General features: G+C 61.0%; 25 protein-coding genes, 1 tRNA gene and 1 pseudogene. 12 read left to right on the forward strand and 15 right to left on the reverse strand.

Going from position 1 to position 22,280, the window contains the following annotated elements:
- Positions 1-99: 99 nt before the first annotated feature.
- Complete coding sequence (locus ACCD05_RS02320) at positions 100-1,344, forward strand: GNAT family N-acetyltransferase (protein WP_413390918.1); 1,245 nt, start codon at positions 100-102, stop codon at positions 1,342-1,344.
- Here the strand turns inward: ACCD05_RS02320 and ACCD05_RS02325 are convergent, their stop codons facing one another.
- On the reverse strand, positions 1,345-3,507 hold the full coding sequence (locus ACCD05_RS02325; protein ID WP_413390920.1) for a GumC family protein: 2,163 nt from the start codon (positions 3,505-3,507) through the stop codon (positions 1,345-1,347).
- A 189-nt stretch (positions 3,508-3,696) separates the two neighbouring features.
- Here ACCD05_RS02325 and ACCD05_RS02330 point away from each other — a divergent pair, with 189 nt between their 5' ends.
- The 7 genes and pseudogenes from ACCD05_RS02330 to ACCD05_RS02360 all read left to right on the forward strand — a co-directional run bounded on the left by ACCD05_RS02330 (position 3,697) and on the right by ACCD05_RS02360 (position 8,851).
- Positions 3,697-4,272: a polysaccharide biosynthesis/export family protein gene (locus ACCD05_RS02330; protein ID WP_018898667.1), complete on the forward strand. Its 576-nt coding sequence runs from the start codon at positions 3,697-3,699 to the stop codon at positions 4,270-4,272.
- A 6-nt stretch (positions 4,273-4,278) separates the two neighbouring features.
- The gene (locus ACCD05_RS02335) at positions 4,279-5,448 is read left to right on the forward strand and encodes a glycosyltransferase family 4 protein (RefSeq protein ID WP_413390922.1); all 1,170 of its coding nucleotides are present in this window, start codon (positions 4,279-4,281) and stop codon (positions 5,446-5,448) included.
- A gap of 57 nt (positions 5,449-5,505) precedes the next feature.
- Positions 5,506-5,734, forward strand: a pseudogene (locus ACCD05_RS02340) (undecaprenyl-phosphate glucose phosphotransferase); the annotation flags it as partial.
- Positions 5,735-5,775: 41 nt separating this feature from the next.
- A complete protein-coding gene (locus ACCD05_RS02345) occupies positions 5,776-7,062 on the forward strand; it encodes an undecaprenyl-phosphate glucose phosphotransferase (protein WP_413391069.1) in 1,287 nt (428 codons plus the stop codon).
- On the forward strand, positions 7,059-8,303 hold the full coding sequence (locus ACCD05_RS02350) for an O-antigen ligase family protein (protein ID WP_413390924.1): 1,245 nt from the start codon (positions 7,059-7,061) through the stop codon (positions 8,301-8,303). Before ACCD05_RS02345 ends, ACCD05_RS02350 begins: the two co-directional genes overlap by 4 nt.
- 38 nt (positions 8,304-8,341) lie before the next feature.
- On the forward strand, positions 8,342-8,635 hold the full coding sequence (locus ACCD05_RS02355) for a helix-turn-helix domain-containing protein (protein ID WP_047513165.1): 294 nt from the start codon (positions 8,342-8,344) through the stop codon (positions 8,633-8,635).
- Between the two features lie 66 nt (positions 8,636-8,701).
- Positions 8,702-8,851 carry a hypothetical protein gene (locus tag ACCD05_RS02360; RefSeq protein ID WP_018898672.1) on the forward strand — a complete coding sequence of 50 codons (150 nt, stop codon included), beginning with the start codon at positions 8,702-8,704 and terminating at the stop codon, positions 8,849-8,851.
- Between the two features lie 33 nt (positions 8,852-8,884).
- Here ACCD05_RS02360 and ACCD05_RS02365 read toward each other — a convergent pair whose 3' ends face one another.
- A complete protein-coding gene (locus ACCD05_RS02365) occupies positions 8,885-9,097 on the reverse strand; it encodes a hypothetical protein (RefSeq protein WP_047513168.1) in 213 nt (70 codons plus the stop codon).
- A gap of 252 nt (positions 9,098-9,349) precedes the next feature.
- Positions 9,350-9,426 (reverse strand) — tRNA-Pro (locus tag ACCD05_RS02370).
- 232 nt (positions 9,427-9,658) lie between these two features.
- Here ACCD05_RS02370 and ACCD05_RS02375 point away from each other — a divergent pair.
- Positions 9,659-9,808, forward strand: a complete 150-nt coding sequence (locus ACCD05_RS02375) for a hypothetical protein (RefSeq protein ID WP_018898674.1) — start codon at positions 9,659-9,661, stop codon at positions 9,806-9,808.
- A gap of 3 nt (positions 9,809-9,811) precedes the next feature.
- On the opposite strand, the gene ACCD05_RS02380 is transcribed toward ACCD05_RS02375, so the two are convergent.
- The 7 genes from ACCD05_RS02380 to ACCD05_RS02410 all read right to left on the reverse strand — a co-directional run bounded on the left by ACCD05_RS02380 (position 9,812) and on the right by ACCD05_RS02410 (position 15,032).
- Entirely contained in the window at positions 9,812-10,450 is a 639-nt protein-coding gene (locus ACCD05_RS02380) for an HAD family hydrolase (protein ID WP_413391071.1), read from the reverse strand.
- A 73-nt stretch (positions 10,451-10,523) separates the two neighbouring features.
- The gene (locus ACCD05_RS02385; protein WP_018898676.1) at positions 10,524-11,057 is read right to left on the reverse strand and encodes a MerR family transcriptional regulator; all 534 of its coding nucleotides are present in this window, start codon (positions 11,055-11,057) and stop codon (positions 10,524-10,526) included.
- Positions 11,058-11,287: 230 nt separating this feature from the next.
- Complete coding sequence (locus ACCD05_RS02390) at positions 11,288-11,626, reverse strand: integration host factor subunit alpha (protein WP_018898677.1); 339 nt, start codon at positions 11,624-11,626, stop codon at positions 11,288-11,290.
- 109 nt (positions 11,627-11,735) lie between these two features.
- Complete coding sequence (locus ACCD05_RS02395; protein WP_111561168.1) at positions 11,736-12,707, reverse strand: beta-ketoacyl-ACP synthase III; 972 nt, start codon at positions 12,705-12,707, stop codon at positions 11,736-11,738.
- 19 nt (positions 12,708-12,726) lie between these two features.
- Positions 12,727-13,773, reverse strand: coding sequence for a phosphate acyltransferase PlsX (plsX, locus tag ACCD05_RS02400; protein ID WP_047513181.1), 1,047 nt, complete (start codon positions 13,771-13,773; stop codon positions 12,727-12,729).
- A gap of 103 nt (positions 13,774-13,876) precedes the next feature.
- Positions 13,877-14,431 (reverse strand): YceD family protein, encoded by a 555-nt coding sequence (locus tag ACCD05_RS02405; protein WP_111561167.1) that lies wholly within the window; start codon positions 14,429-14,431, stop codon positions 13,877-13,879.
- A gap of 10 nt (positions 14,432-14,441) precedes the next feature.
- A complete protein-coding gene (locus tag ACCD05_RS02410) occupies positions 14,442-15,032 on the reverse strand; it encodes a ubiquinol-cytochrome C chaperone family protein (protein ID WP_413390929.1) in 591 nt (196 codons plus the stop codon).
- A 187-nt stretch (positions 15,033-15,219) separates the two neighbouring features.
- Between ACCD05_RS02410 and ACCD05_RS02415 the strand changes: the two genes are divergently transcribed.
- Positions 15,220-15,750: an outer membrane protein assembly factor BamE gene (locus tag ACCD05_RS02415; RefSeq protein WP_018898682.1), complete on the forward strand. Its 531-nt coding sequence runs from the start codon at positions 15,220-15,222 to the stop codon at positions 15,748-15,750.
- A 77-nt stretch (positions 15,751-15,827) separates the two neighbouring features.
- Here the strand turns inward: ACCD05_RS02415 and ACCD05_RS02420 are convergent, their stop codons facing one another.
- The 3 genes from ACCD05_RS02420 to ribH form a co-directional block, all read right to left on the reverse strand.
- The gene (locus ACCD05_RS02420) at positions 15,828-17,966 is read right to left on the reverse strand and encodes a sodium-translocating pyrophosphatase (protein ID WP_413390931.1); all 2,139 of its coding nucleotides are present in this window, start codon (positions 17,964-17,966) and stop codon (positions 15,828-15,830) included.
- A gap of 215 nt (positions 17,967-18,181) precedes the next feature.
- Positions 18,182-18,664: a transcription antitermination factor NusB gene (nusB, locus tag ACCD05_RS02425; RefSeq protein ID WP_018898684.1), complete on the reverse strand. Its 483-nt coding sequence runs from the start codon at positions 18,662-18,664 to the stop codon at positions 18,182-18,184.
- Positions 18,665-18,667: 3 nt separating this feature from the next.
- A complete protein-coding gene (gene ribH / locus ACCD05_RS02430) occupies positions 18,668-19,123 on the reverse strand; it encodes a 6,7-dimethyl-8-ribityllumazine synthase (RefSeq protein WP_018898685.1) in 456 nt (151 codons plus the stop codon).
- Between the two features lie 230 nt (positions 19,124-19,353).
- Between ribH and ACCD05_RS02435 the strand changes: the two genes are divergently transcribed.
- Together ACCD05_RS02435 and ACCD05_RS02440 are read left to right on the forward strand one after the other, a co-directional pair.
- Positions 19,354-19,857, forward strand: a complete 504-nt coding sequence (locus ACCD05_RS02435; RefSeq protein WP_413390934.1) for a cupin domain-containing protein — start codon at positions 19,354-19,356, stop codon at positions 19,855-19,857.
- Positions 19,858-19,873: 16 nt separating this feature from the next.
- A complete protein-coding gene (locus ACCD05_RS02440; protein ID WP_413390936.1) occupies positions 19,874-20,410 on the forward strand; it encodes a GNAT family N-acetyltransferase in 537 nt (178 codons plus the stop codon).
- Here ACCD05_RS02440 and ACCD05_RS02445 read toward each other — a convergent pair.
- The gene (locus ACCD05_RS02445; protein WP_047513196.1) at positions 20,373-20,993 is read right to left on the reverse strand and encodes a riboflavin synthase; all 621 of its coding nucleotides are present in this window, start codon (positions 20,991-20,993) and stop codon (positions 20,373-20,375) included. The genes ACCD05_RS02440 and ACCD05_RS02445 overlap by 38 nt on opposite strands.
- Positions 20,993-22,279 carry a bifunctional diaminohydroxyphosphoribosylaminopyrimidine deaminase/5-amino-6-(5-phosphoribosylamino)uracil reductase RibD gene (gene ribD, locus ACCD05_RS02450; protein WP_413390938.1) on the reverse strand — a complete coding sequence of 429 codons (1,287 nt, stop codon included), beginning with the start codon at positions 22,277-22,279 and terminating at the stop codon, positions 20,993-20,995. Before ribD ends, ACCD05_RS02445 begins: the two co-directional genes overlap by 1 nt.
- Position 22,280: the final 1 nt, after the last annotated feature.

Here is a 22,280-nt window from a genome sequence, read left to right on the forward strand (position 1 = left end):
CCGTGATTGACGGAAAAGCCGGCGGCATCGCGCGCGTAAAGGAAATGGATGCGCTGCCGCGCTATTTTCCCGGGCAGTATCTTTTCCCGGAGAACGCCCGTGCAGACGCAAAAGCTTCCATTGGAATCCGCGCCGCGTGACATCGCCGCAGACGCCGATGCCGGATTGGCGAAGCTCAGGGAGATCAATGCGCGGCTGTCTTTCGATAAGATCGAGATCGACATTGTCGATTCCATCGCGGCGATCGAGCCGGAGTGGCGCGCGCTCGAGCGTGACAATCTGAATTCCCTGCACCAGGGTTATGACTGGTGCGCATCCTGGATGAAGGCCTACGGCAATAAGGCCGCCATCATCCGTGGCCGGTCAGGAGCGCGAACCGTCTTCATCCTCCCGGTCGAGATCGTCCGCTCGCGCGGCGTGCGTGTTGCGAAGTTCATCGGGGCGGACCATAGCAACATCAATACCGGTCTGTTTGCCGCCGATCTCGCAGATGCCTTCGAGGCACTCGATGCACATGACCTTGCCGCGCGCATCTCCGGCGCGCTCAAAGAGAAAGCCGATCTCCTGCTCCTGCAGAACATTCCCCTGACATGGCGCGGCCGCCGTAATCCGCTGGCGCTGCTGCCGATGGTCCAAAATCAGAACCACGCCTATCAGCTGCCGCTGTTCGACACGATGGAAGCGACGCTGAAGCAATTGAATGCCAAGAGCCGGCGGAAGAAGTTCCGGGTGCAGTCGAAGCGGCTGGAGGAGCTCGGGGGCTTCGATTATGTCCATGACACGGATGCCAAGAGCCAGCACGCACTTCTCGATCAGTTCTTCCGGCTGAAAAGCGAACGCTTCAAGGCGATGGGACTGCCCGATGTTTTCGCGGACGCCGAGACGAAGGCCTTTCTTCATGGCGCGATCGATATCCGCGATGCCCAGAACGAGCTGTCAGGTCTCGAAATGCATGCGATCCAGTTGAAGGGCGAGCATGCCGGTCACGTGGCGGCTGTCGCCGGCATCTCACGCAAGGGTGATCATGTGATCTGCCAGTTCAGCGCGATCGACGAGAGCATCGGCGCCGAGGCCAGCCCGGGCGAGTTTCTGTTCTGGCAGATGATATCGGGGCTGCACGGCAAGGGCGTCAGCATGTTCGATTTCGGCCTGGGCGACCAAGGCTACAAGCGCTCCTGGGCGCCGGTCGAGACCGATCATTACGATGTGGTGCTGCCGCTCACCGCTCGCGGCATGGTCGCCGGCACGGTGCACCGGCTCGTCACCCGGGCCAAGGCGTACGTCAAATCGCAGCAGCGGCTCTATCGCGCCGCCCAGCGCCTGCGCCGGTTCGCGCGCGTCTGATCAGGCCGCCTGCTGGGCGACCGTCGCATTGCCATCCGCATTGCCGCCGGACATCAGCACGACGCGCTCGTAGCCCGCCTCCTCGAAGCTGGTCATCGCAGCCACGAACTCTTCTTCTACGATCTCGGGCATGGAGAGGATGATCTCGACGGTCTTGCTCTGCGTGAGCTTGGAGACGCCGGCCACATCAGCGGCGCCGGATTCGACCAGCACCAAGTCATAGGCGGAGGACAGGGCGTCGAGCAGCAGCGAGAGGCGATCGGCCCCGCGCATGGCGCGACGCATGTCGCTGCTACCCTGCGGAATGAAGTGGGCGTCGGAGAGGTAGTCACCATGGATGGTGTCGCCAAAGGCTGCCTCACCGCACAGAAGGTCGGTGACCCCAGGCAGCGAGCGGCCCTGCGCCATCAGTTCCGTCGGGTGTCCGGAGCCGGTCATGTCGACGAGGACGACACGCGAGCCCGCGGACGCAAGCGTGCGCGCCAGGGCGACGGTCGCGGCCGATCCATTGTCACCGGTCGGTGAAATTGCGATCGCCAGCGGCGCACGGCTGCCGATGAGATAGTGCGCGACGGAAGCGATGGAGAATTCGTTCTCCTCCTCAGGCTGTTCCGGGACGAGGTCTACGGCCACCTCGTCTTCCTGTTCGTCTTTCTCTTCCTGCTGGACGGCGAGCATGCTCTGCGCCGGAACGCGTGCCGGCGGCGCAGCAACGACGACCTCAACCGTTTCCCGTTCGATGCGTTCCTCGACCTCGGCGCTCGACGTCGGCCGTAGCGCGCGGCCACTGAACAGCTCGGCCAGCATGATCGCGATCGACGTCATGATGAAGGTCGCAAGTGCCGCGACGACAACGATCGGGATGACCTTGGGGAAATAGGGATCGACCGGCTGAACGGCGGTGGAGACGATGCGGGCATCGGCCGGGCTGGAATTCTTGTCGGCGCGCGAGGCGGCCTCGCGGAAGCGCGACAGGTAGGTTTCGAGCAGCTGACGCTGGGCAGCGGCCTCGCGCTCAAGCGCGTTCAGGCCGACCTCATCCTCACCGGCCTGGGCGCTGTTTGCCTTGACCTTGTTGGACTGCTGCTCAAGCTCCTGCTCGCGAAGCGTCGCGACCTTTGCCTCGTTTTCGATGCTGGCCAGGATCTTCTGCGTTTCCTGACGGATCTGCGTCTTGATGTCTGCGAGCTGGGCGCGGAGGCTTTTCAGGCGCGGATGGTTGTTGAGGAGCGACGTCTGAAGGTCGGATATCTGCGACTGCAGGCCGGATTCCGTTCCCTTCAGCCGCTGGATCGACTGCGACGACATGATGTCCTGCAGCGTATCGGATGCTTCGCCAGACGACAGCGCATTGCGCACGGACTGCGCGCGCGCCTCGGCATTCGCCCTCTCGCCGCGGACACGTGTGAGTTCGGCGGAGATATCGTTCAGCTGCTGCGTCTGGAAATTCCCGCCGCCGGTGGTCGGCAGCAGGCCGTGGGCGGCGCGGTATTCGGCGACCTTCTGCTCGGCGTCGCTCACCTTGGTGCGGAGGTTCTCGATTTCCGGCTCCAGCCAACGCGTGGCTTCAGAGTTGGAATCAAGCTTGGCGCCGCTTTGCTTCGCGAGATAGGCGGCGGCCATGGCATTGGGGATCGTTGCGGCGAGCGCCGGATCCTTGGAGGTGAAGGTGATGCCGATGACGCGGGAGCCGGGAACCTGATAAACCTGCAGGCGCTCTACGAAGGCGTCGATGACGCGCTCTTCCGGCGGGTTCGCAAGCGGGCTCTTCTTCAAATGCAGCGCGATCAGAATGTCGCCGAGCGCGGAGCTGTTGGCGGCCGCGTCGAACTCGGGGAGATCGTAGAGCTTCTGGCTGCTGATGACCAGCTTGATCAGATCGGCCGATTGCAGGAGCTGCACCTGGCTGGAGATGTTCAGTTCGTCGAGGAGCTGGCCTGCATTCGCGTCCGTTGCCTGCGCGGTGGCGAAGGCCGGGGCGCGCGGCTCGATCAGGATGCGGGTCTCGCTGCGATACTTCGGCGAGATCATCTTGGCGCCGGCAAAGGCCACCCCTGCCCCGAGCAAGGTGATCGCCACGACCTTGAGCCGACGGGCCCAGACGCCGCGAACCAGCTGGGCAAGATCGATATCGACATCCTGATTACCCGTCACGCCGGACATGCTCGTACTCCAAGAACAAAGGTGCCGCGAGGGTAAATGACTATAGTAACTCAAGGGTTAATGCTTGTGGGCGCGGGGCCGGCTGCCTTCCGCTACTCAAGAAAGAGCGAATTTGACGGCAGTCTTTACCGGTCATTAACCCTAACGGATCGATAACGGGGCAAGAGTTTCGTTTCCTGTGAGAAGCAGATGCCTGTTGCACAGCCCAAGTTTCTGATGGCTTTGAGCCTCGCCGCCATGACAGCAGTCCTGGGCGGCTGCAACAGCTATCAGCCCGCGCCGCGCGCATTCAACCAGGCAACGATCCAACCATACTCGCTGGATAGCGGCGACCGGCTTCGTATTACCGTGTTCGACCAGCCGAGCATGACCAACACCTACACGATCGACCAAGCCGGCTACATCGCCTTCCCGCTCGTCGGCCAGGTGCCGGCGCGCGGCCGCACGCTGCAGCAGCTCTCCGGCCAGATCGCGCAGAAGCTCAAGCAGGGCTACCTCCGCGACCCCGACGTCACCATCGATGTCGACCGTTATCGTTCCATCTTCATCATGGGTGAAGTCGGACAGCCCGGCCAGTACGCCTACGTGCCTGGCATGACCGCGCAGAACGCGATTGCCGTTGCCGGCGGCTTCACGCCGCGCGCCAACCAGAGCGCCGTCGATGTGACCCGAAAGATCAACGGCCAGGTGATGACCGGACGCGTCAACATCTCGTCCGCCATCATTGCCGGCGATACGCTCTATGTCCGCGAACGGCTGTTCTGATCATAGATGAGCGAACAGCGGCCCCTTCGCATCATTCACTGCTTCAGGTCCCCGGTCGGCGGCATCTTCCGCCACGTGCGCGATCTGGTGATTGAGCACAGCAAGGCCGGCCATGAAGTGGGCATTCTTTGCGACAGCTCGACCGGTGGGGAGCATGAGGATGCGCTGTTTGACGACATCAGGCCCTATCTGGCGTTGGGGCTGACGCGCGTGCCGATCCGGCGCTCGATCGGCCCTTCGGATATCGGCGTGCTTTGGGACGCCTACAAGAAGATCAAAAGTTTGCGGCCGGATGTGCTGCACGGACACGGCGCCAAAGGCGGCGTGCTCGCGCGACTAGCCGGCTCAGCCCTGCGGGTGAACAGGTATTGCGTAGCCCGCCTCTACACTGCCCATGGCGGAAGCCTGCATTATTCCCGCTCGTCGCTTCTGGGGCAGTTCGTGCTCCGCATGGAGCGGCTGCAGGAATATCTCACGGACGCCCTGGTGTTCATCTGCGAGTATGAGCGCGACACCTACACCAAGCGGGTCGGCCGCCCCCGGACGAAGACCCGGCTGATCTACAACGGGATCAGCGAGCGAGACTTCGAGCTCGTCCCGACCCGGTCCGATGCCGTCCACTTCATCTATGTTGGCATGCTGCGGGACCTTAAGGGTCCCGACCTTTTTGTGGACGCGTTTGCAAAGACGGAGCGCCTGATCGGCCGGCCGCTATCGGCGCTGATGATCGGCGACGGACCGGACCGGGATCGCTACCGCGAGATGATGGTCGAGCGCGGCCTTGGGAAACGTATTGGCATGCTGCCTGCGATGCGCGTGCAGCAGGCATTCGCGATGTCGCAGAACCTCGTCGTCCCATCGCGGGCCGAAGCCATGCCCTATATCGTGCTGGAGGGGCTTGGCGCCGGCAAGACGATCATCGCGACGCGCGTCGGCGGCATTCCGGAAGCGCTCGGCAAGAACAGCGAGGCGCTCGTCGCCCCTGACAATGCCGACGACCTCGCCCGGGTGATGGCGGACGCCATTCGCGTTCCCGAATGGCATGAGAAAACCATGCCTCCAATCGATCAGGTACGGTCGGTCTTTTCCGCCACCGTCATGGCCAAGGATGTGCTGAAACTCTATCGCGAACTGCTTGAGCGCCGGGCCGCAAAGACAAGTAAAGCCACTTCGTAAAACGTTTCTTAGGGGCTTTCTGCTATTGCCGACTGGTGAAACAGCGGCGGTAGCCTCATGAACAAGGCAGAGAACAACGATCAATTTGATCTGGAAACCCTGCGCAAGCAAGTTTCCGACGTCAATCGACGCAGCGGCGGCGGCACTGAGAAGACCACCTCGGAGCCGCTCAACGACTACGCGCGTCAGATCGCCGAACAGTTCAGCGATGGCACGCGCACGCCCGCGATCATGATCGGCCAGTTCCGCCTGATCGAATTTCTCTCACAGTTCGGCATCGGCCTCCTCTCCTTCCTGCTGTGGATGGATACCGAGGAAACGATCTCCATGCGCGCTGTCGCCTCCATATGCGTCGGCGCCGCGCTGGTGCTCGCCCTGCAGACGGCCGATTGTTACACGATCCCGGCACTGCGCGCCCGCACACGCCCGCTGCCGAAGGTGCTGCTCACATGGACGCTGGTGTTTGGTGCCATGGTCGCCATTGTCGCGATCGTCAGCCCTGTCGATGCGGCGCAGCTGCGGTCCTATCTCTCGTGGTTCATCCTCGGCGGTGTCTTTCTGCTCGCATCGCGCTTCCTTCTCGCCTACGGCATTCGCAACTGGGCGAGAAACGGCATCATGGAGCGCCGCGCGGTTCTCGTCGGCGGCGGCCAGCCGGCCAAGGATTTCATTCGCCTGCTCGAACAACAGCCAGACAACGACATCCGCATCTGCGGCATCTTCGATGACCGCGGCGACAAACGGTCGCCGGCGATGGTCGCGGGCTACCCGAAGCTCGGGACGATCGGCGAGCTTGTCGAGTTCGCGCGCCTGACACGCATCGACATGCTGATCATCGCGCTGCCGCTCAGCGCCGAAGCACGCATCCTGCAATTGCTGAAGAAGCTGTGGGTGCTGCCTGTCGATATCCGCCTGGCCGCCCACTCCAACCGGCTACGCTTTCGTCCGCGCGCCTATTCGCATGTCGGCTCGGTGCCGATGCTCGATATCTTCAACAAGCCCATTCGCGACTGGGACTCGGTCGCCAAGCGCTGCTTCGACATCTTCTTCGCTTTACTTGCGCTTCTCGTTCTCTGGCCGATCATGCTGGGAACGGCCATTGCCATCAAGGCGACGTCTCAGGGTCCCGTCTTCTTCATGCAGAAGCGGCATGGCTTCAACAACGAGGTCATCAACGTCTTCAAGTTCCGCTCGATGTACACGAACATGAGCGATCCGACCGGAAAGGCGGCGGTGACCAAGGGCGACCCGCGCGTCACCCCCGTCGGTCGCTTCATCCGCAAGACGTCGATCGACGAACTGCCGCAGCTGTTCAACGTGCTTCTCGGCAATCTCTCGCTCGTCGGTCCCCGCCCGCATGCCGTGCTTGCCCAGGCCCGCGACCGCGCCTTCGGCGATGTCGTCGAGGGCTATTTCGCGCGCCACCGCGTCAAGCCCGGCGTGACCGGCTGGGCACAGATCAATGGCTGGCGCGGCGAAGTCGACAATGACGACAAGATCAAGTTCCGCACGGCCTACGATCTCTATTACATCGAGAACTGGTCGCTCTGGTTCGACCTGAAAATCCTGTTCTTCACGCCGTTCCGCCTGTTTAACACGGAAAACGCATATTGAGCGCGATCGAGGCGACATACCCACGCGTCGCCCACCCACAACGGGCAACGCTGCGACTGATCGGCTCGGCAGCCGTGACCGTCGGCGTGTTCCTGTCGGGCTTCGTCATCAGCGAGCCCGCTCCTTATGAGCTCTGGATGGCCTGTTTGGTCGGGCTGTGGTTCATCCTGGGGCTCAGGATCTCGCGCTATACCTTTCCCCTTCTGGCCCTGCTGATCACCTTCAACGTCGGCGGCATGCTGTCGCTGACGCAGATGAAGGACCTCGCCGATGGTCCGATGTATGTGGCGGTCTCGACCTTCCTCGCCTTGACCGCCGTCTTCTACGCGGCAATCATCGAGGACAGTCATCGCCGACTGCCGCTCATCTTCAATGCCTGGACGTTTGCCGCCGTCATCACCTCGATGCTTGGCATTCTCGGGTATTTCCACGCCTTTCCGGGCTCCGAGGTCTTCACGCTTTACGACCGCGCCAAGGGTGCCTTTCAGGACCCGAACGTGTTCGGACCGTTCCTCGTGCCCCCTTCCCTCTATCTCGTGCACGGCATCCTGACCGGAAACCTGCGAGCCGCGCCGATCAAAGCTGGGGCGCTGCTGATCCTCGCGCTCGGCGTCTTCCTGTCGTTCTCTCGCGCGGCATGGGGCTTGTTCCTGCTCACCATCATCCTCCTGATCTTCGTGATGCTGCTCAAGGAACGCAGCGGCGCCTTCCGGCTGCGCATTCTCGTTCTGTCGCTGGCCGCGATCCTGATGATGGTGGCGTCGCTTGTCATCGCGTTGCAGTTTCCACAGGTCAGCGATCTGTTCTCGACCCGCGCGCAGCTGGTGCAGCAATATGACGGAGAACACCTCGGGCGCTTCGATCGCCACCGGATCGGCTTCACGATGATGATGGAGCGGCCGCTCGGCATCGGGCCGATGGTATTCGGCACCATCTTTCCCGAGGACGAGCACAATATCTGGCTGAAATCGCTAACGACCTACGGCTGGCTTGGCTTCGTCAGCTATGTCGGCATGCTCTTCTGGACCTTCTATCTCGGCTTCAAGAACCTGCTGAAGAACCGCCCCTGGCAGCCCTATCTGATGATCGCCTGGATCGGTGTGCTCGGCCACGCCGCGATCGGCAACGTCATCGACATCGACCACTGGCGCCATGTCTATCTGCTCTTCGGCGTCGTATGGGGCTGCGCTGCGCTCGAGGCGAGGCATATGCGCGATCCAAACGCTCGCGACCGCCACTGAGCCCTTGCGAACCGCCGCCGGCGCGCTAGTCTTTCCTTATGATCACAGCCATGCAGATACGCGCCGCCCGCGCCATGATGGGCATCTCCATAGAGCAACTGGCAACCGCATCCGGCCTGCCCGTCGCAACCCTCGAAACTCTTGAGCGCGACGAGACGCAAGGCGAGCCGCAGGCGCTGCTGGCGGTCAAGCAGGCGCTCGAGACGGGCGGCGTGCTGTTCATTGCCAGCGGCAATCATGACGAGGGCGGACCGGGCGTTCGGCTGAAGGCACGCACCGGCAGCGACGAGGGTATCCGTCCGGAAAACCTGAACTCGGCAAACGACGACTGAGCGCTGGAACCAAAATCGAGGTTTCGCGTTATTCCCGCGCATTATCAAAATGTTGGGGGATGTTTCTTGAGAAACTCGAACGGTCTTTATGTTGTTATCGGCGCTCTGATTGTCGTCGTCGCAGGGCTTGGCGCCTATATCTATCACGAACAGACAAAGCCTAAGGGCGTCGAGATGAGCATCGGCCAAAACGGCGTGTCCATCGAACAGAAATGATGGTTTCGGATGACTGGCGCGACGTGATCGCGCTCAGTTCTTAAAGCTGGCGGCGCGCTCGCAATGCAGCGCGCCGTCGGTGATGACGCCAGCTGCGACCTTCATCAGATGTGCTTCCGCGAGTTCCATCAGCAAGAGTGCGACATCATGCTCTGACCAGCCGGATCGAACAGCATTATCGACCATCTTCGACAGTGATTCGGACATTTTATCTCGAAGAGATTCGCTGCCAGCGACATCAATCATGAAAAACCTCATGTATCTCGCGTATATCTATGCCACATATTGAAGCGATATTCGAGATCATCAGCGGTTTACCAGCATATTTATTAGAAATTACATCTCGCGTTGATTTAATACTGAATATTGGCGTCAAATATTATTGACAACCGCCGAATCAGCTAGTGCTGCACGCGATGACATGCAGCAAAATCCAGTTATTCATCAGAGTTTTGATTATGATCTCGGCTCCTGGGGGCTGCCGAAAATCTGATTAAATGGTCGGGGCGACAGGACTTGAACCTGCGACCCCTTGACCCCCAGTCAAGTGCGCTACCGGGCTGCGCTACGCCCCGACCTGCCTTTACGGCCTGATCCTGTTAGTCTTTTGGGATTCTCGGCGCAAGCGAAAAATCGACATCGCTCAGAAATTCACCGGTTCTTTTCGCCATATCCCAGACGACCAAGCTCTCCGCCGCCGTAAAGCGCTTGCCCTGCCGCGATCATCTGACTATTGGGACGTCAGATTGCTCAGGGAGACATAGCATGGAAATCGAGATCCCCTGCCCGAAGTGCAGGAACACCAGAATGAAGTTCGAACGCCCGCAGCCGCTGGATAGCGACATGCTGACATGCTTTACCTGCGGCCATGAGCTCGGAACGCTCGGTTCCGTCAAGGCGAAGATGATGGCGGCATTCGAGCGGATGCAGAAGCAAGGCCTGCCGCGGAAGCAGTAAGCTTTAGCCGCGTACGAAACCCATTCGCCCGTCTTCGGCGATCGTGACACTGCTGCCGAGATAATCGGCGATCGACATATGCGGGGTCTCAAAAGGCGTGGCGTGGGTCTGGGTCACAACGACCACATCCGCACCCGCCGCCTCGCCCGCGAGAATGCCGGCGACCGCGTCCTCGAACACGAGGCACCTGGCTGGATCGACGCCCAGACGCTCGGCGCCAAGGCGATAGCCTTCCGGGCTTGGCTTTCCGGATGAAACCTCTTCACCCGTTACAATCACTTTCGGCATCGGGATGCCGGCTGCGGCCATTCGGAGCTTGAAAAGCTCTGTCGGCGCCGATGTGACGATGGCCCAGCGCTCGGGCGGCAGGCTGTTCAGGAATTTTACGGCGCCCGGGATCTCGATGATCCCGTTTACGTCCTCAAGCTCTTCCTCCAGCAACAATTTTGCTTCGTGCTCGGGATCGACACCCGGCAGCGCCAGATTGCGGATCACGTCGCTGGCGCGAACGCCGTGGATCGTCTTCAGGAAAACCTCGGGCTCGAACCCATGGCGCACCGCCCAGCCGGTCCAGACGCGCTCGACCACGGCGATTGAATTGAGCAGCGTTCCATCCATGTCGAAGAGGAAGGCGTCATACATCTTTGTGGGAACCGGCACGCGACGCTCTCCTGGCTGGCAATATCAGATGATCTCGGACGGCATGACGCCAGCCTTAGCGGACCTGGTCGAGAAGGCGCTTGCATTCCAGGAGATCGTACAGCGCCTCCTGCAACAGCGCGCGATCTTCCTTGCCGACGCTCGACTTACCAAGCGACACCTCGGCCGCCTCGTCGTCACCACCGCCGAAATTGAAGAAGCGGCGGGAAGCGGGCGCCTTGGCGCGTCCGACCAGCTGATCTTCTTCCGACATGCCGACTCGGGGCTCGCCGGCTTCGCCTTCGCTCTGGCCTGTGAGCGCCTGGACGCTTGCAAGATCGCCATGGCCGATGGCGATGACGAACTTGTTGCCATTGGTCTTGAGGAGCTTCTGCACACCCTTGATGGTGTAGCCGTGATCATAGAGCAGGTGCCGGATGCCCTTCAGCAGGTCTACATCCTCCGGCCGGTAGTATCGCCTGCCGCCGCCGCGCTTCATCGGCTTGATCTGCGGGAAGCGGGTCTCCCAGAAGCGCAGCACGTGCTGCGGAAGATCGAGGTCATCCGCTACTTCGCTGATGGTGCGAAAAGCATCCGGGCTCTTATCCAAGGTTCTCACTCCCTACGCGATTTTCAGCACGCGATCTTCAGCGCGTCGCGCTTGCCGTTTATCGGCAAGGCGAAGGGGCTCGCACCTGATATGTCCGAGCCGCGACTCATCATATTTCAACGGTTTGCTTGCGTTAATTCAAGTCACGTCTCGAATTCGCACAGAAAACGTTGCGGAAAATTCACGGGAAGCGTCGATCAGCCTCGTCGCGCGACGAGATCGGAAAGCGATCAGGCAGCCGGATTGGCCGGCTTGGTCTTTACCTTGCGCAGGGTGTGCGCCTTCAGGATACGCGTCTTCAAGACGTTCGATGCCTTGAAGGTCATGACGCGGCGCGGAGAGATCGGCACTTCTTCTCCGGTCTTCGGGTTGCGGCCGATGCGCTCGTTCTTGTCACGCACCTGGAAGGTCGCGAAGGAGGAAAGCTTGACCGTTTCACCGCGAACGATGGCGTTGCAGATCTCGTCGATAACAGTCTCCACGAGCTCCGCCGATTCCGTTCGGGACAGACCGACTTTACGAAAAACGGATTCCGCCAAGTCTGCGCGCGTGACTGTTTTGCCGGTCATCTTTTTCCCTGCCCATCGGTTTTGTTTTGTGAGGACGAGCGAAGAGTATTTGTCTTGCGCCTTACGGTCAAGCCCTTGTTCGTTGTCAGCTTTTTGGGTTTTTAGCCTGTTACCAGCGCAGCAGGACTGCACCCCAGGTGAAGCCGCCGCCCATCGCCTCGAGCATGACGAGATCGCCCTTCTTGATACGTCCGTCACCGGCTGCAACCGCGAGCGCGAGCGGGATCGAAGCCGCCGACGTGTTGCCGTGCAGGTCGACGGTGACGACGACCTTTTCAGGCGCGATGTTCAGCTTCTTGGCGGAGCCATCGATGATGCGACGATTTGCCTGATGCGGCACCAGCCAGTCGAGATCGTCCGAGGTGGTGCCGGTGCTGTCGAAGGCTGCCTGGATGACGTCGGTGATCATGCCGACCGCATATTTGAAGACTTCGCGGCCTTCCATGCGCAGCTTGCCGACGGTGCCCGTGGTCGATGGTCCACCATCGACGAAGAGCTTTTCCTTGTGCGAGCCGTCGGAGCGCAGATGTGCCGTGAGAACGCCACGATCAGCAGTGGTCCCCTCGCCTTCGGCCGCTTCCAGCACGATCGCGCCCGCTCCATCGCCGAAGAGCACGCAGGTCGTGCGGTCGTTCCAGTCGAGAATGCGCGAGAAGGTTTCGGCGCCGATAACAAGCACGCGCTTGGCAAGGCCGCCACGGATATAGGCGTCAGCGGTGGTGACCGCATAGACGAAGCCGGTGCAGACCGCCTGTACGTCGAAGGCAAAGCCATGGCTCATGCCGAGACGGTTCTGGATGCTGACGGCGGTCGCCGGGAAGGTGTTGTCTGGCGTCGATGTCGCGCAGATGATCATGTCTATGTCATCGGGCGTCATGCCGGCCTTTTCGAGCGCGGCCAGAGCCGCCGCCGCGCCGAGCGAGGACGTCGTCTCATCTTCTCCGGCGAGATAACGCTGGCGAATGCCCGTGCGCTGGACAATCCATTCGTCGGAGGTGTCCACGACATCTTCCATGTCGCGATTGGTCATAACGCGTTTCGGAAGCGCGGATCCGAAACCGCGAACCACTGAACGGATCATATTCTTCAAATCCCGTCGCTCATGCCGCTTCCGGCCCGATTGGGGGCAGCCGCTTGGCATGATACTTTTGCAAATCGTTTTCTATTTTCTGATTGAGGCCATTCTTGGCCATGTCGTAGCCGACCTCGATCGCAGACGCGATCCCTTCGGCATTGGCGCCGCCGTGGCTCTTGATGACCACGCCGTTCAAGCCCAGAAACACGCCGCCATTGACCTTGCTCGGGTCCATCTTCTCGCGCAGCATGTCGAAAGCGCTCTTGGCGAAGATATAGCCGATCTTGGCAAGCAGGGTGCGCGACATCGCAGCTTTCAGGTATTCGCCGATCTGGCGCGCCGTGCCTTCTGCGGCCTTCAACGCGATGTTGCCGGCGAAGCCTTCGGTGACCACGACATCGACGGTTCCCTTGCCGATGTCATTGCCCTCGACGAAACCGAAATAATCGAGCGAGTCGATATTAGCCTCGCGCAGCAAGCGTCCGGCTTCCTTGACCTCTTCCTGGCCCTTGATCTCTTCAACGCCCACATTGAGCAGGCCGATCGTCGGACGGTCGATCTCGAACAGCGCGCGCGCCATGGCGCCGCCCATCAGCGCGAAATCCATCAGCTGCTGGCTATCGGCGCCGATCGTCGCACCGACATCGAGCACGATGCTTTCGCCGCGCATGGTCGGCCAGATCGCCGCGATCGCCGGGCGCTCGATATTGGCCATCGTGCGCAGACAGAACTTGGCCATCGCCATCAGCGCGCCGGTATTGCCGGCGGACACCGCGACGTCGGCGTCCTTGGTCTTCACGGCCTCGAGCGAACGCCACATGGAAGAGACATAGCGGCCGCGGCGCAAAGCCTGGCTCGGCTTCTCGTCCATGCGCACCGCAAGTTCGCAATCGTGGAGAACGGATTTCTCCTTCAGCTTCGGAAACTGGGCGAGAATAGGCTCGCACTGTTCCTTCAAGCCATACATCACAAACGAAATGTCCGGATGCCGTTCCAGCGCCTTTGCGGCACCGGGGATGACTACCTGGGGACCAAAGTCGCCACCCATGAGGTCGAGAGAAATTCTGATCACGCGTCCCTGATCCTTTTTTTTCGTCCCAGGAGGGCGAAATTTTGGCCAAAATACCGGTTTTACCGTCGCTGACAACTGAATTATGTCAAACCGCGAGCGGCTTTCAGTCCTTTTTCCAGTCTTTCAGAACAGCAAAGGCGGAAGGCTTCTTATCGTTCTCTCCGGTGTCTTCTATGTGACCATCGAAGGCAACGCCCTCTTTGCGGGGGTACGGATCGATCGCCATGGCGGCGAACTCGGTGGCGACTTCGCCGGCATCGATCGTGTCACCGACAAAGCTTTCCGGCAGGTCGGGACCATCGGGATCCAGCATCATTTCGCCGGTATCGTTGGCCGGACGACGCGCAAGCTTGGAGTTTTCGGGCACGAAGATCTGCTCGAAGGGCTCATCGATCTTCGACGGCACCGGCTCCAGCGTGACGACGCAGCTCTGCACAATGCTCGCCCGCACCCTGCCCTTCACGCGGATGCCATCCTTTTTCCATCGCGCGATCTGCAGATCGGCGCGGAAATCATCGACGGAGATCACGTCCCAGGTTTCGGCGAGCGCCCGCAACTCGTCCTTGTCGGCTTCGAGATGGACGTCGACCGGGTTGGCCGAGACGTTGCCGACCTTGACCAGATAAGAGAAAGGCGTGTCTTCGTTTGAATTCTTCATCATTGTCTCCTCACGCGACGGCGGGCAGCGTTGCCGAGCCGGTCGCGATCGTATCTTCGGACTGTGCCGACAGGTGTTTTTCAGCGGAAAACATCCAATCGGCAAGCGCGTGCATATCGACCGGGTCTGTTTCTTTCGGATGAATGTTGCGGCCAAGCGCCACGGCGAGCGCCTCCGCGTCGCCAGCGTCCATCGCCTTGGAATAGGCTTCGAGCCGGCCGTAGAACATGCCGGCGAGTTTCTTCATGCGCTTCGGCACGGTGTTGTCGCCAATGCCAAGTTCGCGGATCGAATAATCGATATCCTGGAAGAATGCATCCACGATTTCCTGCGCGATTTCCTGGCCACTCGTCTCGGATGCACGCGTGCGGCGAAAAAACAGGATCATGACAGCCGACAGCATTTCGAAGCGACCCATGACCGTATCCGGCACACCGAGTCTCTCATAAAGCGCGGGCATGCGGGCGGCCGATGTCAGCGCCTCATATTGCCGGTCGACGATCGCCTGGTTGTTGTTTTTCTTGCCGAAGAGCCCGAATATCATTGTTTTTTCCGGAAAGGCCTCGTTCTTGGCGCCAACCTGCGTCCGGCCTTGTTGCATGATTTCGAAAGCTGGTTTACCGAAGCATGCGCGAATTGCAATGGCGAAGGTGGCCACTTTCGGGACAGCGCTTCGACGATGGCCACTCGGCAGATGGCTCACGTCCGACCCCGGAAAGGCCACAATGGTTTTGCATCAGCGTAACATTGCATGGCCGATGGCTGGTATCGATACGTTAAGGGAGTAGATGTCGTTGAAGAAACGGTATTTCAAGTCTGACAAGAAATTCCTCAGCAATGCCGCCATTGCCATCATGATCGCCTCCGCCGGATTGACCGGCTGCCAAACAGGTACGGTTCTCAACGGCGGTTACGTCGCCGACGAGCAGTCGCTCAACCTGGTTCCCGAGGGTTCGAGCCGCGAGCAGGTTCTGCTTTCGCTGGGCACGCCTTCGACGACCGCTACCTTCGATGGCGAAGTCTTCTATTACATCTCTCAGCGTCGCGAGCGCTCCATGGCGTTCCAGAAGCTGAAGGTCGTGGACCAGAGCGTTCTGGCCATCTACTTCGACAAGGACGGCGTCGTGACCCGCCGCGCCAACTACACGCTCAAGGACGGCAAGCCGTTCGACACGATTACGCGCGTCACGCCGACTGGCGGCAAGGACCTCACCTTCCTGCAGCAGCTGCTTTCCGGCGGCAGCGCCGCGAACATGGCCAAGGGCCTGTTCGGAGCCGGCGATCGTCCCTCGCCGCAGAATCCGGCCAGCTTGCGCTAAGCGCCAAGTCATTCGCCCACACAAAACCCGCCGGATCGCTCCGGCGGGTTTTTTATTGGTTATCGATCTAAGGTCGATCAGCCCGCCAGGATGGCAAGCAGCAGCAGCGCCACGATATTGGTGATCTTGATCGCCGGATTGACGGCTGGACCCGCCGTATCCTTGTAGGGATCGCCGACGGTGTCGCCCGTCACGGATGCCTTGTGGGCTTCCGAACCCTTCATGTGGCGCGTCCCGTCCTTGTCGACGAAGCCGTCTTCGAAGGACTTCTTGGCGTTGTCCCATGCGCCACCGCCCGAGGTCATCGAGATCGCCACGAACAGACCGTTGATGATGACGCCCAGCAGCGATGCGCCAAGCGCCGCGAAAGCCGACGCCTTGGAGCCGGAGATCAACAGCACGCCGAAATAGACGACGACGGGCGCCAGGACGGGCAGAAGCGACGGAATGATCATTTCGCGAATGGCGGCCTTGGTCAGAAGATCGACCGCCTTGCCGTAATCCGGCTTTTCGGTGCCCTGCATGATGCCGGGCTTTTCGCGAAACTGCTTACGCACTTCCTCGACGATCGATCCGGCCGCACGTCCCACCGCCGTCATGGCGATGCCGCCGAAGAGATAGGGGATGAGGCCGCCGAAAAGCAGTCCGGCGACGACATAGGGATTGGAAAGATCGAACGAGATCGCGCCGATATTGGCGAAGTACGGATACTGATCACCATGAGAGGCGAAATATTGCAGGTCGTTCGAATAGGCCGCAAAGAGCACGAGGGCGCCGAGACCGGCGGAGCCGATCGCATAGCCCTTGGTGACGGCCTTGGTGGTGTTGCCCACCGCATCGAGCGCATCCGTGGACTTGCGCACTTCAGGTGGCAGATGCGCCATTTCGGCGATGCCACCGGCATTGTCGGTCACAGGGCCGAAAGCGTCGAGCGCCACGATCATGCCGGCAAGGCCGAGCATGGCGGTGACGGCGATGCCGGTGCCGAACAGACCGCCCAGCTGGAAGGTCGCCAGAATGCCGCCAACGATGACGATCGCCGGAAGCGCTGTCGATTCCAGCGATACGGCGAGCCCCTGGATGACGTTGGTGCCGTGGCCGGTGACCGATGCCTGGGCGATCGAATTGACCGGGCGCTTGTTGGTGCCGGTGTAGTATTCGGTGATGACGACGATCAGCGCGGTGACGATGAGCCCGACGATACCGCAGATGAAGAGGTTCATGCCGGTAATGTCATGGCCGGCGACCGTGCCGATCGGGCCCCAACCGACTGTCAGCGACGTTGCAGCCCCAAGACCCAGGATCGACAACAGACCGGTGACGATAAGCCCCTTGTAGAGGGCGCCCATGATCGAACCGTTGCTGCCGAGCTTGACGAAGAAAGTGCCGATGATCGAGGTGATGATGCAGGCGCCGCAGATGGCCAACGGGTAGATCATCGCCGACGCAAGAACGGGCGTACCACCGAAGAAGATTGCGGCAAGAACCATCGTCGCGACGACGGAGACCGCATAGGTTTCGAAAAGGTCGGCCGCCATGCCGGCGCAATCGCCGACATTGTCGCCGACGTTATCGGCGATGGTCGCGGGGTTGCGTGGGTCATCTTCCGGGATACCGGCTTCGACCTTGCCGACGAGATCGCCGCCGACGTCGGCGCCCTTGGTGAAAATACCGCCACCGAGACGGGCGAAGATCGAAATCAGCGATGCGCCGAAGCCGAGAGCGACCAGGGAATCGATGACTTCACGCGAGGCGGGATCGTGGCCGAGCACGCCGGTGAGGATCAGATAGTAGATGGAGACGCCGAGCAGCGCCAGGCCGGCGACCAGCATGCCGGTGATGGCGCCCGATTTGAAGGCGATGCCGAGACCGGCGGCCAGGCTATGCGAGGCAGCCTGCGCGGTGCGCACATTGGCGCGAACCGAAACGTGCATGCCGATGAAGCCCGCAGCGCCCGATAGCACGGCACCAACCAGAAAGCCGATCGCGGCCGTGGCGGAGAGCAGCAGCCAGGCGGCGATGAAGACGACGACGCCGACAATGGCGATTGCCGTATACTGGCGCGTCAGATAGGCCTGCGCGCCTTCGCGAATATATCCTGCAATTTCCTGCATGCGGGCGTTCCCCTGATCGGCTGATAGCACCGACCGGATTGCCCAGATGGCATAGACCACCGAAAGCAAACCGCACGCTATTACGCATAAAAGAATCGTCATTTCGCTCTTTCCTCCAAAAGAGCCGGAGCTCACTCCCTCTCCGGCTGCGAACACGCCGTCTCCATTTCCTCCCACAGAAATGCTGCAACGCCGAGTGGAGATTGCGGGGAGGAAAACGGGACGTCAAGCCCGCAAGGGCTGAAAACCCTTACGGAGCAATGGGAAAGAGGAGATTAGCCAATCGGAGGAAGGGGCCGATTCTTGCGCGCGAAACGCTACTTTTTCTGATCGCCGCGAACTTGCTTGGCGATGCGGTCGAGAACAGCGTTGACGAGCTTGGGCTCATCGTCGCTGAAGAACGCCTGGGCGATCTCGACATATTCGGTGACGATGACCGCGACCGGCACGTCCTTGCGGTCGAGAAGTTCGAAAACGCCGGCACGAAGGATGGCGCGAACAGTGCTGTCGAGACGCGACAGCGCCCAATCGTCCTGCAAGGCCGAGGCAACCAGCGGATCGAGCCGCTTCTGTTCGCGCACGACGCCGGAGACGATCGAACGGAACCACGAAGGATCAGCCTTCAGATATGTTTCGCCATCGAGTTCCTGGCCGAGACGGTGGGCTTCATATTCGGCGACGATTTCGAGAACGCCGGTGCCGCCGATATCCATCTGATAGAGCGCCTGAACGGCGGCGAGACGCGCGGCGCCACGCTGGTTCGCTGCCTTGACCGGACGCTCTACGTTTTCGTTGCTCATGCCTTATGCACCCAGCTTTTTCTTCAGCTCGATCATGGTGAGAGCTGCGCGAGCGGCAAAGCCGCCCTTGTCCTTATCCGAACGGCGTACGCGCGACCAAGCCTGCTCGTCGTTTTCGACCGTCAGGATGCCATTGCCGATGGCAATGGATTCGCTGACGGACAGGTCCATCAGAGCGCGCGAGGATTCGTTCGACACGATATCGAAGTGGTAGGTCTCGCCGCGGATGACCATGCCGAGCGCGACGTAGCCGTCGTAGTTCGTGCCGTCATTATCCGCTCCATCGAGAGCCATTGCAATCGCAGCCGGAATTTCCAGCGCGCCGGGAACGGTGACGACGTCATAGGTCGCGCCGGCTTCGGTCAATGCGAAGGTTGCGCCTTCCAGGAGAGCATCAGCCATGTCGTCGTAGAAACGTGCTTCAACGATCAAGATATGAGGAGCGGTTTCTCGCGCCATGGGTCACCTTCATTTCCTAGAGGACTTGCCGTTCGACAGGCGGCGGTCAAAACATGCCTTCGGCAGAATGGCAAGCAAATTCGGCTCATGGCTGCGGTGCAAAATCGCGAATCGTCCCGGCGGGTGTCGAGGTGCTGGCGGACTGCCGGGGCGAAAACGCCAGGTCGTGATCGATAACGGGTTGATTTCCCGCGCAAACTCATAGTTCCCTGAGGTAAAGGGAGACGAGAATGACCGATCAGCAAACACTCGTTATCAACGTGGATGCACTCAGCCTTGAGCGCTGGAAGCAGGGAGAGTTTTACCAGAGCGCGGATACATCTTTCGGCGCGATGCTCGGGCTGAAAGGGCTCGGCGTCAGGTATAACGAGGTACCCGCGGGCAAGTCGGGCTGTCCCTTTCACAACCATCATGCCGAGGACGAGATGTTCTTCGTGATCGAGGGGACCGGTGAATATCGTTTTGGAACGGAGCGCTACCCGATCCGCAAGGGCGATGTGCTCGGCGCGCCGGCGGGCGGGCCGGAGACGGCGCACCAGATCATCAACACAGGTGCCACCCCGCTCATCTATCTCGGCATCTCGACGAAGGCCGCGACCGATATCGTTGAATACCCTGACTCTGGCAAGTTTCTCGCGAAGACGCGCCGCGAGGGATCGCCCGATCGGTCGTTTCGCGTGATGGGACGCGCCGGCGACGGCCTCGACTACTGGGATGGCGAGCCAGGAGCCTGACGAGGAAAGCGATGCAATGACCGAGATACCGACGATCGAGACCGAGCGGCTGATCCTGCGGCCGCACACAGTTGAGGATTTCGAGGCCTATCATGCGCTGTGGAGCAACGATGAGTTCGTGCGCTTCATCAGCGGGGTGGCATCGACGCGGGAGCAGAGCTGGGGGCGCATGTTGCGCGTCGCCGGAATGTGGCACCATATGGGCTTCGGCTTCCTCGCCATCGAAGAAAAAGAGAGCGGGAGGTTTGTGGGCGAAGCGGGCTTTCTTGAGATGAAGCGCGACATGCAGCCCGTCAGCACCGAGGGGACGCTGGAAACGGGCTGGGCGTTGATGCCGGAGGCTCAAGGAAAGGGTTATGCGACCGAGGCACTGCGGGCTTTGATCGGCTGGGCGGAACATCACTTTCCGTCACGGCCGATGAGCTGCATCATCGATCCCGACAATGCCGCCTCGCTGCGCCTCGCCGAAAAGCTCGGCTTTGGCAATGCGAGGCGCACGAACTACAATGGCGAGGTTATTCTGCTTTCGCGACCGGGAACTCGGCCAACCTAGCCGCATAACGGGCCATGGTGTCGACTTCGAAATTGACGAAATCGCCAGCCTGGCGCTTGCCCCAGGTCGTGACCTCGAGCGTGTGGCGAATAAGGAGCACGTCGAAGTCGGTGCCATCGACGGCGTTGACCGTCAGCGATGTGCCGTCGAGCGCGATCGAGCCCTTCGGCGCGACGAACTTTGCCAAATGCTCCGGCGCGCGGATGCGGAAACGGGTGGCGTCACCCTCTTCGGTGACGGAGAGGATCTCGGCCTTGCCGTCGACATGGCCGGAGACGATGTGGCCGCCCAGTTCGTCGCCGATCTTCAGCGAGCGCTCGAGATTGACGGGGCTGCCCTCTGTCCAGGTGCCGATCGTAGTCAGGCGCAGCGCTTCTTCCCAGGCTTCCACCTCGAACCAACGACCATTGCTGCCCTCTTCGGGCAGGCCGGTGACTGTCAGGCAGATGCCGGAATGCGAGATCGAGGCGCCCATGTCGATGGTCGCGGGATCATAGCTGGTCGCGACGCGAAGCTTGATGCCTTCCTTGAGAGGCGAAACGGATTCGATCGTGCCGACGTCGGTGACAATGCCTGTAAACATCAAACTTCTCTTTCGTATTCGTCCAGGCTGTCAGCGCCAACGATGCGCGTGCCCACATGCTTGAAATCGGATGGAATATCGGTTTTGCGGATCGGCGTTTCAATACCGCCTTCGCCAATGGTGCCCGGCCCCTGGTAGAGCAGGATGCGGTCGACATAGCCTGCCTCAAGGAAAAGCCGCGCCGTCTTGGCACCGCCTTCGACCAACAGCGAGGAAATGCCGCGGGAGGCGAGTGCCGGGAGAAGCTGTTCCGGGTGGTAGGGGTGGCAATAGACGACTTCGACGCCAGTGGATTCGAGGGCTTGGCGGCGGGCTTCGAGTTGATTGTTCGAGGCGTCGGCGATTGAGATACCCCCCTCTGCCCTGCCGGGCATCTCTCCCACAGGTGGGGAGATTGGCTGGGCGGAGCCGCTCATTCCAACATCTACGTTTTGCGAAGGCGCCCGCAACGAGTCGATCTCCCCCCTTGTGGGGGAGATGTCCGGCAGGACAGAGGGGGGTAAATCTTGCTCCCACGCCTTTGAAACCTCCTCACGCCCCACCACGATGACCGGAACCTGCCGCGCCGTCCGCACCAGCTTCGATGTCAACGGCAGCTCCAGCAACGGATCCAGCACTACACGCACCGGCGAGCGTCCCTCAAGCCCCGGAATGCGCACCGTCAGTTCCGGATCGTCAGCAATAGCTGTGCCGATACCGACAAGGATCGCATCCGTCTCGGCGCGCAGCTGCTGCACTTCGGCGCGCGCCGCGGGACCGGTAATGGCGATCTGCCCCTCGCCCATGCGGCCGATCATGCCGTCTTGAGAAGTGGCAAGCTTCAGAATCACATAGGGACGGTTCTTCGTCTGGCGGGTGAGATAGGCGGCCAGTGAGTGGCGGCCTTCTTCTTCCAGCAACCCGGTCTCGACTGTGATGCCGGCATCGCGGAGCATGGCAATACCCCTGCCCGACACCCGTTCATCCGGATCGGTGACGCTGATGACGACGCGGGACACGCCGGATGCAATCAGCGCATCGGCGCATGGCGGCGTCTTGCCGTGGTGGGAGCATGGCTCGAGCGTGACATAGGCGGTGGCGCCGCGGGCCAGTTCACCGGCCTCGGCCAGCGCCTGCGGCTCGGCATGCGGACGGCCGCCGACGGCGGTCGTGCCGCGGCCAACGATCTTGCCGTCGCGCACGACGACGCAACCAACGGAGGGGTTTGTGGATGTCTGGCCGAGATGGAGGAGACCCAGGCGGATCGCCTCCTGCATGAATTGCGCGTCGTCTGGCGAGGCGCTCATC

Source organism: Rhizobium sp. Rhizsp42 (assembly GCF_047304155.1).
Lineage (GTDB): Bacteria > Pseudomonadota > Alphaproteobacteria > Rhizobiales > Rhizobiaceae > Rhizobium.